At 69.2% G+C, this 12,746-nt stretch carries 11 protein-coding genes and 1 pseudogene; 9 read left to right on the top strand and 3 right to left on the bottom strand.

Features of this window, described 5'->3' with window-relative positions:
* Positions 1-28: 28 nt before the first annotated feature.
* Complete coding sequence (locus tag ACIA8X_RS39325) at positions 29-523, bottom strand: hypothetical protein (RefSeq protein ID WP_393461991.1); 495 nt, start codon at positions 521-523, stop codon at positions 29-31.
* 17 nt (positions 524-540) lie between these two features.
* A pseudogene (locus ACIA8X_RS39330) lies at positions 541-658 on the bottom strand (polyamine ABC transporter ATP-binding protein); the annotation flags it as partial.
* Between the two features lie 411 nt (positions 659-1,069).
* On the opposite strand from ACIA8X_RS39330, the gene ACIA8X_RS39335 reads away from it, so the two are divergent.
* Together ACIA8X_RS39335 and ACIA8X_RS39340 are read left to right on the top strand one after the other, a co-directional pair.
* Entirely contained in the window at positions 1,070-1,957 is an 888-nt protein-coding gene (locus ACIA8X_RS39335) for a LysR substrate-binding domain-containing protein (RefSeq protein ID WP_399460329.1), read from the top strand.
* Between the two features lie 70 nt (positions 1,958-2,027).
* On the top strand, positions 2,028-3,089 hold the full coding sequence (locus ACIA8X_RS39340; RefSeq protein ID WP_399460330.1) for a tartrate dehydrogenase: 1,062 nt from the start codon (positions 2,028-2,030) through the stop codon (positions 3,087-3,089).
* A 309-nt stretch (positions 3,090-3,398) separates the two neighbouring features.
* Here the strand turns inward: ACIA8X_RS39340 and ACIA8X_RS39345 are convergent, their stop codons facing one another.
* The gene (locus tag ACIA8X_RS39345; protein ID WP_399460331.1) at positions 3,399-5,021 is read right to left on the bottom strand and encodes a PucR family transcriptional regulator; all 1,623 of its coding nucleotides are present in this window, start codon (positions 5,019-5,021) and stop codon (positions 3,399-3,401) included.
* 279 nt (positions 5,022-5,300) lie between these two features.
* On the opposite strand from ACIA8X_RS39345, the gene solA reads away from it, so the two are divergent.
* The 7 genes from solA (at position 5,301) to ACIA8X_RS39380 (ending at position 12,733) form a co-directional block, all read left to right on the top strand.
* Positions 5,301-6,437: an N-methyl-L-tryptophan oxidase gene (solA, locus tag ACIA8X_RS39350; protein ID WP_393461999.1), complete on the top strand. Its 1,137-nt coding sequence runs from the start codon at positions 5,301-5,303 to the stop codon at positions 6,435-6,437.
* A 123-nt stretch (positions 6,438-6,560) separates the two neighbouring features.
* Positions 6,561-7,241 carry a haloacid dehalogenase type II gene (locus tag ACIA8X_RS39355; protein WP_393462001.1) on the top strand — a complete coding sequence of 227 codons (681 nt, stop codon included), beginning with the start codon at positions 6,561-6,563 and terminating at the stop codon, positions 7,239-7,241.
* 105 nt (positions 7,242-7,346) lie between these two features.
* Positions 7,347-8,444, top strand: coding sequence for an extracellular solute-binding protein (locus ACIA8X_RS39360; RefSeq protein WP_393462003.1), 1,098 nt, complete (start codon positions 7,347-7,349; stop codon positions 8,442-8,444).
* Positions 8,437-9,603, top strand: a complete 1,167-nt coding sequence (locus ACIA8X_RS39365) for an ABC transporter ATP-binding protein (protein WP_393462005.1) — start codon at positions 8,437-8,439, stop codon at positions 9,601-9,603. Before ACIA8X_RS39360 ends, ACIA8X_RS39365 begins: the two co-directional genes overlap by 8 nt.
* 39 nt (positions 9,604-9,642) lie before the next feature.
* A complete protein-coding gene (locus ACIA8X_RS39370; protein WP_393462007.1) occupies positions 9,643-10,509 on the top strand; it encodes an ABC transporter permease in 867 nt (288 codons plus the stop codon).
* Entirely contained in the window at positions 10,506-11,348 is an 843-nt protein-coding gene (locus ACIA8X_RS39375; RefSeq protein ID WP_393462009.1) for an ABC transporter permease, read from the top strand. Before ACIA8X_RS39370 ends, ACIA8X_RS39375 begins: the two co-directional genes overlap by 4 nt.
* A 104-nt stretch (positions 11,349-11,452) precedes the next feature.
* Positions 11,453-12,733: an NAD(P)/FAD-dependent oxidoreductase gene (locus tag ACIA8X_RS39380; protein WP_393462011.1), complete on the top strand. Its 1,281-nt coding sequence runs from the start codon at positions 11,453-11,455 to the stop codon at positions 12,731-12,733.
* Positions 12,734-12,746: the final 13 nt, after the last annotated feature.

Here is a 12,746-nt window from a genome sequence, read left to right on the forward strand (position 1 = left end):
GGGCCCTCATCCCCCCCCGCCTCGTGCTTCATCCGCTGGAACCAGCGGCCATACCCTGGGAGAAGGCCGTGTCCGCGACAACGGACGGACCATGACGCGGGCTCGCCGGTTGTAATCCGTCGCTGAGCAGCCAGGTGGCGAGGTTGAGCAGATCGGTGTCGGTGTAGTCGGGGAGGACGGGACGCGGGCCACGGGTGTCTGCTGCGGGCGGGGGTGCGGCGGGACGTGGGGCGGGCTCGGGTTCGGGGGTGGGTGGGACATGGTCGGCCTGTCGTGAGGCGTCGCGCGCGAGGACCATCTGGCCGAGGGCGGCGAGGACCTGCTGTTCAAAGCCGTTGAGGTTCCAGTCGGTGCGTGCGGTCCCGGTTCGGTGGAGGTCGCCTCCGTGGGAGCAGTACTCGAGGAAGGCGCGCAGCATTTCGGGGCCACGGTTGCGGGTGGCTCTGAGTTTGCCGAGGTCGAAGTCGTGGTGGGTGAAGGAGCTGACGACGGTCATCGACTGGCGGGCGCGGGTGATGGCCACGTTCAGGCGGCGCTCTCCCCGTTGTTGAGCGGGCCGAAGTCCGGTTCGCAGAACCCGGCGATCATCATCAAGGTGGTGGACTTGCCGGAGCCGGAGAACCAGGAAGGTGACGAACTCGCCCCCCGCGATCTCCATGGAGACCTCGTCGCGGAAGCCTTCGGCATCGGGCTTCCGGGGCCTGGTCTGCGGCCAGGAACCGGCACGACCATGTGCAGCAGCACCTACCACGATCTTCTCCAGATCGACGTGGGGCCGATGGGTCGGTCAGGCGTACCGCAGCGTGGCCGAGAAGTTCCGCCCACTCATCCCGCGAGGGTGGTCCGACCCAGCCCAGCGCGGCACCTCCACCTACCAGATCAACCAGGATCCGACGGGCCGACTCCGCAAACCGGAGTGCCTCAGTTAGCTGTGACCGCGCTTCGGTGACGATTACGGCCAGTGCATGGGTGGTCCGTACTTCGTCACTTCGTCGAGGCGATCCTTCACGCAACCATGGTCGGGACCAATGGAGTCGTCGGTTGATTTCTCGAGGGGCAGAGAGCGCGTATGGACATTCGGCAGCTGGAGTACTTCCTTGCGATTGTTGATCGTGGGGGGTTCAACCGTGCGGCCTCGGCTCTGTACGTGTCGCAGCCGTCGCTGTCGCAGGCCGTGCGGGCGCTGGAGCGTGATCTCGGCTCCGAGCTGTTCCATCGCATCGGGCGTAGGGCAGTCCTGACGGAGGCCGGAAGGGCCCTGATCGAGCCTGCCCGGGAGGCCGTGCGGAGTCTTCAGACGGCGCGGGCGAGTGTCGCGGCGGTGCATGAGCTGCGTGAGGGGCGCCTGGATGTGGCATCCATGCCGTCGCAGGCGGTGGAGCCGCTGACGACCTTGGTGAGTGCCTTCAGCCATCGGTATCCCGGCGTCGCTGTGGCCATCAAAGCGGCGTTCACGTCGCGTGATGTGATCGACATGGTGCGCACGGGTGCCGTGGAGTTGGGGCTCCTGGCGTCCGCCGGTCCGGTCTCCGACAAGGAGGTCGCCTCACATGCGCTGGGGCGGCAGCGTTTTGTGCTGGTGGTGTCGACCGACGGCCCGTTCTCTGATCGGACGGCAGTGGAGTGCCGGGAGCTTGCGGGCCAGCGGCTGATCGTCGGGCAGCCGGGTACCGGGATGCGCGCCTACGTCGACGCGCTGCGGGAGCAGGGCATCGAGTTCACCGTCGCCGCCGAGACCGAGCACCGTGTGTCGCTCATGCCCCTGGTAACGGCCGGGGTCGGGCTCGCGGTGGTGACGGATTCCTGGCGGGACGTCGCCCGGCGACTGGGCGCCCGCGTCCTGGACATCGAGCCGGAGACCACCTTGGACATCGCCCTCGTCAGCCGCCGCGGCAGCCTGTCGCCCGCAGCCGCCGCGTTCGTCACGAGCGCAACCTCGGCCGCCGACTGCCGATAGGCACTGCTTATAAGGGAGATCCGCTTTGCGTCTTGGACGCCCCACGGACCGCCTTGCTGCAATCGACGGCATGACAACGAACCACCGCATTGCCCTGATCCCCGGCGACGGCATCGGCGCCGAGGTACTGCCCCCAGCACAGCAGGTGCTCGATGTTCTCGGCCGCCGCCACGGCTTCAGCCTGTCCTACACGACGTACGAAGACTGGTCGTGCGAGCGGTACCTGCGGGAGGGCGCCATGATGCCCGCCGACGGGATCGACCAGCTGCGCGACAAGGACGCGATCCTGCTGGGCGCGGTGGGATACCCGGGGGTGCCCGACCATGTCTCGCTGTGGGGGCTGCTGATCCCGATCCGGCGCAGCTTCCGCCAGTACGTCAATCTCCGGCCCATCCGTGTCTTCGAAGGCATCGACAGTCCGCTGCGTGGCGCACGGCCGGGCGAGGTCGATTTCGTCGTCGTACGCGAGAACATGGAAGGCGAGTACAGCGAGGTCGGCGGCCGACTCAACCGCGGCTTCCCGGACGAGATCGCCGTGCAGGAGGCCGTGTTCACCCGGGCCGGCGTCACACGCGTGCTGGACTACGCCTTCACGCTCGCCTCCCAGCGCGGCGGCCGCCTGACCTCCGCGACCAAGTCGAACGGCATCGTGCACACCATGCCGTTCTGGGACCAGCTCGTCACCGAGCGGGCCGCCTCGTTCCCGCAGGTCACCTGGGACCAGGAGCACATCGACGCGCTCGCGGCCAAGTTCGTCCTCGAACCAGGCCGCTTCGACGTCGTCGTCGCCTCCAACCTCTTCGGCGACATCCTCAGCGACCTCGCGGCCGCGGTCGCCGGATCCATCGGCATCGCCCCGGCGGCCAACCTCAACCCCGAGCGGGACTTCCCCTCGATGTTCGAGCCGGTGCACGGCTCCGCGCCCGACATCGCGGGCCAGGGCATCGCCAACCCGCTCGGCGCGATCTGGTCCGCGGCCATGATGCTCGACCACCTCGGCCATCCCGCCGCGGCCAGGGACATCACGGACGCGATCGCCTCGGTCCTGGCCAAGACCGATATCCGCACCCGTGACCTGGGCGGAACCGCGAACACCGCCGAGTTCACCGACAAGCTGATCGAGCTCCTCTGAGCCATCTCCCCCTCGGTGGGCGGCAGGGACGACCGCCCACCGCTCACCGGGCACTCCCGCGCCCTCTCCCCAGCGGAACAGGCCGCGAGCCTTCCGGAAAGTCTGCCGACGCAAGCCTGAACCGCTGGGCAGCCACCCACGTCCCAGGTCCTCGTCGCGCCATGCCCGGGAGGAGCGTACGCCGGATGCGTACGCGCGCTCGGGCCCGGCCAGAACAGGCCGGGCCCGAGCTCAGTCACAACGGCATGAGGCGTCTCCCGCTGGCACCGTTCGCCGCGAGGTTACTCCGCGTGACGACCGGCGTGCCGGTCATGCGCCGGGAGCAGCTGCTTCTCGCGCGTCCAGGACCAGCACCGCGACGTGCAGGGACGTGCGCTGCAGACCTGATTCCAGGTCGCAGCCGAGAAGCCGTTCGATGGTGTGGAGGCGCTGGTAGTACGCCTGCCGGGACATGCCGGCGCGTTTGGCCGCGACCGACTTGTTCCCGGCCGCCGCCAGATAGGCGCGCAGTGCCGGGAGCAGATCTCCGCTGTTGCGGTCGTCGTGCTCGATGAGGCGGGTCAGTTGCCGTTCCGCGTACCGCTGAAGACGGGTGTCCTCCCGCAGGACGCCCAGCAACTCCGGCAGCCGGACGTCGGCGGGGACGTAGAACCACCGCTCCGGGGAGGCCGGTGTGATGGCCTCGGCCGTCTGCTCGGCCTCCTGCCACGACCGGGCGATCCCGGAGAGGTCGGTCACCCCGGGGCCGACGGCGACGACGGCCTCCGGTCCCAGCTCCTCCCGGGTCAGACGGCCGATCCGCTCGGCGACCGGCTGCCAGGCGCTCGCCTGGGCCAGTGCCAGAAGTACGCCGATCCGGCCCGGGGCCGTCTCGCCGACCAGGGCGCGGACGCCGGTCTGCGCCAGCGCCTTCGCGATCCGTTCGTCGAGGTGCTCACCCTCGGTGCCGGTGTGCGTGTGGCGGATGACCACGGCGAAGAGCCGGTGCCCGAAGGCCGGGAGCCCCAGTGCCTCGGCGCGGGCGCGCGCGTCCGCGGGGGAACGGAAGCGCCGTTCGTACAGGTCCCGCAGTACGGAGCGGTGGGCCCGTCGCTCCCACCAGGCCGGCCCGGCCAGGCGCGCCATGGTCAGCGCGACCGCCGCCCGCTCCAGCACCAGGACGTGTTCCGGGTCGGGCTCGGCGTTCAGCCGGCCCTCCAGCAGGACCAGCCGCCCCCACAGCCCGTGGTGGTCCTGCACCGGTGCGATCAGCCACCCCTCCGGGCCGCTCGGCGTGATCGTCTCCGGCGTGGGGGCAGCCCGCGAACGTCGCGACCAGGCCGACACCACCGGCTCGTACGGCCGGCCGAGCAGCTCGCACATCAGGACCCGGTGAGTGAGGTCCTCCAGCACCACGGGGGCTCCGGTGAGCTCCGCGGTGGTGTGTACCAGTTCCTCGGGGTCCGCGCCCCGCAGCGTCAGGGCGGTGAAGATGTCCTGGATGTCCCTCCCGCGACGCAGCAGGGCCCCCTGGGCGTCAAGGATGAGCGCGTGCACCGTCTGCGTGACGTCGATGAACCGGACGCCACGGGCCAGCTCGACCAGCGGCACTTCACGGGCACGGCACGCCGCCACCAGCTCGTCGGGCACCTTCCGGTACCGGTAACCGAGCTCCACGATCAGACCGGCCGCGCCGACGTCGGCGAGCTGGTCGACGTAGCCGCGCAGCTCGGAGGCGTCCTCGGGATGCGGCATGCCGGTCGTCAGCACCAGCTCGCCGCCCTCCAGGAAATCGGCGGGGTTGAGCAGCTCGGTGACATGCACCCAGCGCACCGCCCTGTCCAGCTGTGACTCACCGGCCAGCACGCGCGGCATCCCTTCGGCGAGCACGGGCAGGCTCAGTACCTCCGCGATGGTGGGGAACTGCCCGGCTGCAGGACGTCTGGGCGGCATAGGGGGTGCTTTCATCCGAGGGGATCGGGCTCACCCTCGCACCGGCCACTCACCGTGACAAGAGGGTGCCCGGCATTTCGTGCGGCCCGGCCGTCCGCAGTGACAGACCGTCTCGAGAAGGCCCCAAGGTGGAACACAGTGTGGGTTGACCTGCAGGTTCCCCCGGGACGAAAGTGAACGCCATCCCCAGCGGGACCCGAACCGGAAGGGTCCACACGGTGTCCGCACCGAACTGGGCCCGACTGCCACCCAGGCCACACCATCGAAAGGAGCGACCTCATGCGCATCCCGAAGCGCGTCGCCGTGATCGGTGCCGGCAGCATGGGCAGCCAGGCAATGTGGCGACTGGCCGCCCGCGGAGCCGAGGTCATCGGCTACGACCGGTACGCGCCGGGTCACGACCGCGGCGCGGCCGGGGGCGAGAGTCGCATCTTCCGAGCCGCCCACCTCGGCGAACCCGGGTACGTTCCGCTGCTGCGGCTCGCGGACGGGCTGTGGGAGCAGCTCCAGGCGGAGACGGGCCGGACGCTGCGACGCCGCAGCGGCTGCCTCGTGATGGGAGAGACCGCATCACCGGCCATGCGCCAGCTCCTCTCCTCCAGCGCCACCCATCGTCTGGATCACGAGGTACTGGACCGGGAGGAACTCGCCCGCCGCTTCCCGCAGCACCGTCTCCCGGACGGGCACACCGCCGTCCTCGACCGCGAGGGCGCCGTCATCAGGCCCGAGGCGTCGGTCCAGGCGGCCGCCACCCGCGCCGAGCAGCTGGGCGCCCTGCTGCACCGCTACACCCCGGTGCGGGAGGTCGTGCCTGCGGCGGGAGGCGGCGTGCAGATCGTCACCGACCAGGGCACTGACCACGTTGATGCCGCCGTGGTGACCGTGGGCCCCTGGATCAACACACTGCTCCCGGACCTCCCACGGACCGTCGACGTCCGCCGGGTGGTCTGCTCCTGGCACCTGCCCACCCGCCACGACTGGTTCGCGGGCGGAGCTCCCCCCTTCGTACGTGCCACACCCCACGACTGCTTCGGGCTCCCGTCGCCCGACGGCATCTCCGTCAAGCTCGGTCTCTCCTTCGCACGCCATCTGCCGGTGCCCGAGCCCGAACGGCTCGACCGTACGGTCCGTCCCGAAGAACTCGGCACCTTCCGTGAGCTCATCAGTGAACTCATGCCCGACCTGAACCCCGACCCCATCAGGATGTCGGCCTACATGGAGGGCTACACGGAGTCCGGAAACCCGCTCGTCGGTCATCTCCCCGGCGAGGACGACATCATCGTCATGGCCGGATTCTCCGGCAGCGGCTTCAAGATCTCGCCCGCGATGGGAGAGATCGCCGCCGACCTGGCGCTCGACGACACCACTGATCACCCCATCGACTTCCTCGCTCCGGCAGGAGTCGGCGCCGCCTGATCCCCGGCGATGCCGACGGCACCGCCCCCGCCCCCCCACCCCGACATCTCTGTCATGGGCATGCCCGAAAAGCCCACACGCCGACCGTAACCAGTTCCCCTGAGCAAAGACAGGACCATCCTCATGCCCATTCCCTCGTTTCAGTTCCGCCCGAAGTACGTCTCGTTCGACTGCTACGGCACGTTGATCGAGTGGCCGATGACCCCCATCACGCGTGAGCTCGTCGGCGACCAGATCCCCGCCGAGCAGTGGGACCAGTTCGTCCGGGAGTTCCGCGGCTACCGCTACGACCAGGTCCGCGGCGAGTACTACCCCTACGAGCAGGTGCTGCAGGACTCCTTCGAGCGGGTCTGCCGCAAGTGGGGTGTCAAGGCGGCGCCGGACGCCGGCAAGCGGTTCGCCGACGGCGTGCGCAGCTGGGGCCCGCACGCCGACGTGCCGGAACCGCTGAAGAAGATGGGCGAGAACTACAAGTTGGTGATCTTCTCCAACGCCGGGGACGCCTACCTGGAGGAGAGCGTGCCCCGGCTCGGCGCGGACTTCCACGCGGTCTTCACCGCGGAGCAGGCCGGCTACTACAAGCCCCGGTACGCCGCGTTCGAGTACATGCTCGACCAACTCGACGCGTCCCCCGAGGACTTCGTGCACGTCTCCTCCCACACCCGCTACGACCTGATGCCGATGCACGACATGGGCTTCCGCAACCTCATCCTCCTGGACCGTGGCTGCGACCCGGTCACCCACGGCTACGACTACGTGACCGTGAAGTCCCTGGACGACCTCAACACCATGCTCGGCATCTGACTCGCGACGCCCCTCGTCCCGCACGGACAACCCCGAAGGACCCCCACCCCCCACCTCAGCGTTTTCCGCTCCCCCGAATCCACACCCATCACCAGGAGGCGCCCGATGGAAGCCAACCGGATAGGACGCAGAACCGTACTCCGCACCGCAGGCGCGCTGGCCGCCGCCACCGCGGTGACCGGCTGCGGCACCCTCATGGGCACCGGCGAAAGCCGCGGCTCGTCGGGCGGCGGTAAGAAGAGGCTCGTCGTCAGCAACAGCGGTGGCGCCTACAACGACGCCTTGACGAAGGCGATCTACGAGCCGTTCGCCAAGGAGACCGGCATCACGGTCACGACGGTCAACTACCAGTCGGCGCAAATCATCGCCCAGGTCAAGCAGGGCCGTCCGCAGGTGGACCTGATGGACAACACACTGCTGAACTTCCAGAAGATGGCGCGGCTGGAGTGTCTGGAGCCGGTGGACCACGACCGGCTGAAGAGTGTCAAGGGCGCCGGGATCGCGGAGCACAACCTGCCGGAGCACGCGGTCGGCAAGAACGTGTGGGCGAGCGTGATGGCCTACCGCACGGACAGCCTCAAGCGTGTCCCGAAGAGCTGGGCCGACTTCTGGAACACGGACGCCTTCGCCGGTCCGCGCTCGCTGCAGAGCGCGGAGGCGGACCTGCCGGAGCTGGAGTTCGCACTGCTGGCCGACGGGGTGCCGCTGGACAAGCTGTACCCGCTCGATGTGGACCGCGCCTTCGCGTCGATGTCGCGGATCCGCGGTGATGTGAAGAAGTTCTGGAACACCGGCGCCCTGCCGGCCGTCCTGCTCGGCCGCAAGGAGGTCGTCGCGACCAGCCTGTGGGGCGGTCGCGCGGACGAGCTCATCAAGCAGGGGATGCCGGTCGCCTACCAGTGGAACGGCGCCCGCAGGATGACCAACGGCTGGGGCGTCCCGAAGGGCGCGGACAACACGGACGCGGCCTACAAGCTGATCGACTTCTCGCTGCGGCCCGAGGTGCAGGCGGCGTTCGCCAAGCTCAGCCCCACCGGCGGCCCGGTCGTCCCGGCGGCAACCAAGCAGCTCTCGGACGACGTCCTGGCCACGCTGCCGACCTCGCCGCAGAACCTCAAGACCGGGTTCGATGCCGATGCCGCCTGGTGGGACAAGAACCGTGACGCCGTCATCAAGCGCTGGCAGGAGTGGGCCGATGCCTGAGCGGACCCAGAGTCTGACCGCCGGAAAGCTGTCCGCCGACGACCTCGCCGCTGCCCTGGCCCCTCGCTCCTCCTCACCGACGGGCAAGTCGCTGTCGGTGACGGGGCTGCGCAAGTCCTACGGCGGGACGACGGTGGTCGACGGCGTGGACATGGAGATCGCGGCCGGTGAGTTCGTCACCTTCCTCGGCGCGTCGGGCTCCGGCAAGACGACCACGCTGATGATGCTGGCCGGGTTCACCGAGCCCGACTCCGGCTCCGTCGCAGTGGACGGCCATGACATCACCCGGCTCAATCCGGGCAAGCGTGACTTCGGTTTCGTCTTCCAGCAGTACCTGCTCTTCCCGCACATGACGGTCGCCGAGAACGTCGCCTTCCCGCTGCAACTGCGGGGGGTGGACAAGGCGGAGATCCGCCGCCGGGTGGGTGAGACGCTGGAGGCGGCGGGCCTGTCGAAGTTCGCCGGCCGCAAGCCCCGTGAGCTCTCCGGCGGCCAGCAGCAGCGCGTCGCCCTGTGCCGGGTCCTGGTCTACCGCCCACCGATCGTGCTGATGGACGAACCACTGGGCGCGCTGGACAAGAAGCTGCGCGACCAGATGCAGACCGAGATCAAGTCCATCCAGCGCGAACTCGGCCTGACCGTCATCTACGTGACACACGACCAGGAGGAAGCCCTCGTCCTGTCCGACCGGATCGCCATCATGAAAGACGGCCGTATCGAGCAGTTCGACACCCCCCGCGGCCTGTTCGAACGCCCCCGCACCCCCTTCGTCGCCGACTTCCTCGGCGCCGCCAACTTCCTCACCGGCAAGGTCGAGGACGGCCGGGGAGACGACTTCACCCGCGTGCGACTGGACACCGGCGGCGTCCTCACGGCCCGTGCCCACCCCTGCGTGCCCGGACAGAGCGTGCGCGCCGCGGTGCGGCCGGGCAAGCTGCGCCTGGTCAGCGCCGAGGAGAGCTGCTGTACCGGCACGGTCGAGACGGCCGTCTACGTCGGCTCGCTCACCCGGATCACCGTCCGCCTGGACGGTGCCGCTCCGGGGACCCCGCCGCTGCGGATCGAAACCGCCCTGGCCCCGCCACGTCCGGGCGAACGCGTATGCGTGACCGCCGACCGGGACGACGTCAGCGTCTTCGACGCCACGGACGGGGGGTGAGCCGTGGCCGGCACCGCTCTCGCACCTGCCAAGGTGCGTGTGAAAACGTCCGAGAAGCGTGGGCACCGCTCCCGGATTGCCCTGGTCAACGCCGTCCCCGTCACGGTGTTCCTGCTGGTGTTGTTCGTCTACCCGATCATCGGGGTGCTCTCCCTCAGCCTGGAGGGCGACAGTGGGGGCTTCACCCTGCACTGGTACGCCGACGCCCTCAGCGGCGTGAACCTGTCCGTGCTGCTGTCCACCCTGCGGATCTCCGCGGAGACCGCGCTGCTGAGTCTCCTGGTGGGTTTTGTCCTGGCGCACGCCATCGCCCGGATGCGGCCCGTCTTCGCCGCGCTGGCCATGCTGATCGTGGTCGTGCCGCACTTCATCAGTGCCCTGGTACGCACCTACGGCTGGATCATCATGCTCGGCGAGCATGGCCTCATCAACACCCTGGCCACCTCCGTGCACGCCCCCGGCGCCCCCTACTCGCTGCTCTACAACGAGACCGGTGTCGTCATCGGGACCACCTCGGTGATGCTGCCCTACACCGTCCTCGTCCTGCAGGGCGTGATGCGGGGCGTCGACGGCCGGCTCCTGGCCGCAGCGGCAGGCTTCGGCGCGAGCCGGTTCACCATCTTCCGCAGGATCTACCTGCCGCTGGTCGCGCCCGGGATCGGCACTGCGGGGCTGCTCAGCTTCATCCTCTGCCTGGGCTACTACATCACCCCGGCCCTGATGGGCGGCGGCAAGCAGACGGTCGTCGCGGCGCTGATCGACCAGCAGGTGATGAAGCAGGACCAGTGGAACTCCGCCGCCGCCTTCGGCGTCATCCTGCTCCTGCTCACCTTCGCCGGCCTGGGCGTGCTCGGCCTGGCCAAGCTCCGCCGCACCAAGGCACACGCACGAAGGAGCAGCTCATGATGGAACTGCCCCCCACCCGCGCCGGACACATCGGCCGCGCCCTGAGCGCCACCGCCATCCTGCTCTTCCTGGCCATGCCGATCGTGATCATCCTGGTCACCTCCTTCGGCGCGGACGGCATCGGCACCTTCCCGCCCAAGGAGTACAGCACCCGCTGGTACGAGCAGATGGCCGCACCCGGCGGCAACTGGGCCACCTCCATCGCCCTGTCCAGCCTGGTCGCCGCACTGACCACGGTGTTCTCCCTCATCCTGGGAGTCACCGCGGCCACCGCCCTGGCCCGCGGCCGACTGCCCCTGCACGCAGCCGTCTACGGACTGGTCCTGGCCCCCATGCTCATCCCCCAAGTGGTCATCGCACTCGGCCTGTTCCTGTTCTTCGAACCCGTCGGCATGCTCGGCAGCCCCCTGGCCATCGCACTCGGCCACACGGTGCTCGCCGCACCCATCGCCATCCTCATCATGATCTCCACCCTGAAGGGCATCGACGAACGGCTCGAAGACGCCGCCGCCAGCATGGGCGCCAGCCGGATGACCATCGCCCGGCGCATCACCTTCCCCCTGGCCACACCCGGCCTCATCGCCGCAGCGGTGTTCTCCTTCATCACCAGCTTCGACGAGTTCTTCATCGCCCAGTTCATGTCGACACCCGACACCCGCACCCTGCCGGTCCTGGTCTTCAACGCCCTGCAGTTCGACGTCGACCCCACCGTCACCGCCGTCAGCGCCGTGCTCATCGCCCTGGCCATCCTCGCCCTCGCCCTGGTCGCCCTTGTCCGCAAACTCGGCGGCCACCGCAACCAGCAAGGCGGCGTCCTCCCCGTCGAACGCCTCAACTGAGCCCTGCGCCGGCACGGGACGCGATACCGCTGACAGCGCCGTCGGCCGGGCCCTGGTGGCGCCCGGCCGCGCCCCACTTCGAAACTCCCCGCAGAGGACCCGAAATGAAGACGATTCCCTACTGGATAGAAACCGCTGGGGTGTTTCCCGACCGGTCCGGCAAGCCGCTGACCGAGGACACCGACCTGGTGGTCGTCGGCGCCGGCCTGACGGGTCTGTCCACAGCCCTGCACGCCGCCCGCAAGGGTGCCCGTGTCACCCTTGTCGAGAAGGGCCAGATCGGTTCCGGTGCCTCAGCGCGCAACGGAGGCATGGCGAACCTGGGCTTCACGATCGGCGTGAGCCAGGCCATCCGCCGGTACGGACTCGAACGGGCCCGCGAGATCTACAACTCCTACGGCGAGGCCGTGGACACCGTCGAGCGGCTCGTGAACGAGGAGTCCATCGACTGCCAGTTCAGTCGCGTCGGACGTCTGGGCGTCGCCTCCCGCCCCGCGCACTTCGAGAACAAGAAGGCCCAACAGCGCGACCTGGCCAAGCACTTCGGACACGAGACCACTCTGATCGGCAAGTCCGAGCTGCGTTCCGAGATCGGGTCCGACGCCTACCACGGCGGCCTGCTCGACCCGTTCAGCGCCGCACTGCACGTCGGCCGCTTCGTGCGCGGCATGGCCGAGGCGTGCGAGCGCACCGGCGTCGAGATCCACGAGCGCAACGCGGCCATCGCCGTACGGCGAACCGCCGCCGGCCGGTTCGAGGTCAGCACCGAGCGCGGTGTGATCCGCGCCGGGCAGGTCATGATGGCCACCGACGCCTACACCGACAAGAACTTCCCGTGGCTGCGCCGCCGGCAGGTCTGCCTGGGCAGCTTCATCATCGTGACCGAGCCGCTCGGCGAGGAGCTCGCCCGGGACATCATCCCCAAGGCCCGCCTCATCGTCGACTCCAACAAGGTCTGCCACTACTTCCGGCTCACTCCGGACAACCGGCTGCTGTTCGGCGGCCGTGCCCGTTTCGCGCCGTCCGATCCCACCTCGGACAAGAAGAGCGGGGTCGTTCTGTTCCGTGAGATGTGCGAGATCTTCCCCCAACTCGCCCGGACAAAGGTCGAGTACGTGTGGGGTGGCTCCGTCGGTTTCGCGATGGACCGCATCGTGCACGCCGGGCAGACCGAGGACGGCGTCTACTACTCCATGGGATACGCGGGCCACGGCGTGCAGATGGCCACGCACATGGGGCAGGTCATGGCCGAGGTGATGGACGGCCACCCCGAGGTCAGCCCCGTCCGCGACCTGGCCCCGCCCCGCATCCCCCTCTACAACGGCACTGCCTGGTTCCTGCCCTTCGCGGGCGCCTACTACAAGACGCTGGACCGCATCCGCTGACCGGTCGGCAGCC

It is taken from the genome of Streptomyces sp. NPDC051738, assembly GCF_044453205.1.
Classification (GTDB): domain Bacteria; phylum Actinomycetota; class Actinomycetes; order Streptomycetales; family Streptomycetaceae; genus Streptomyces.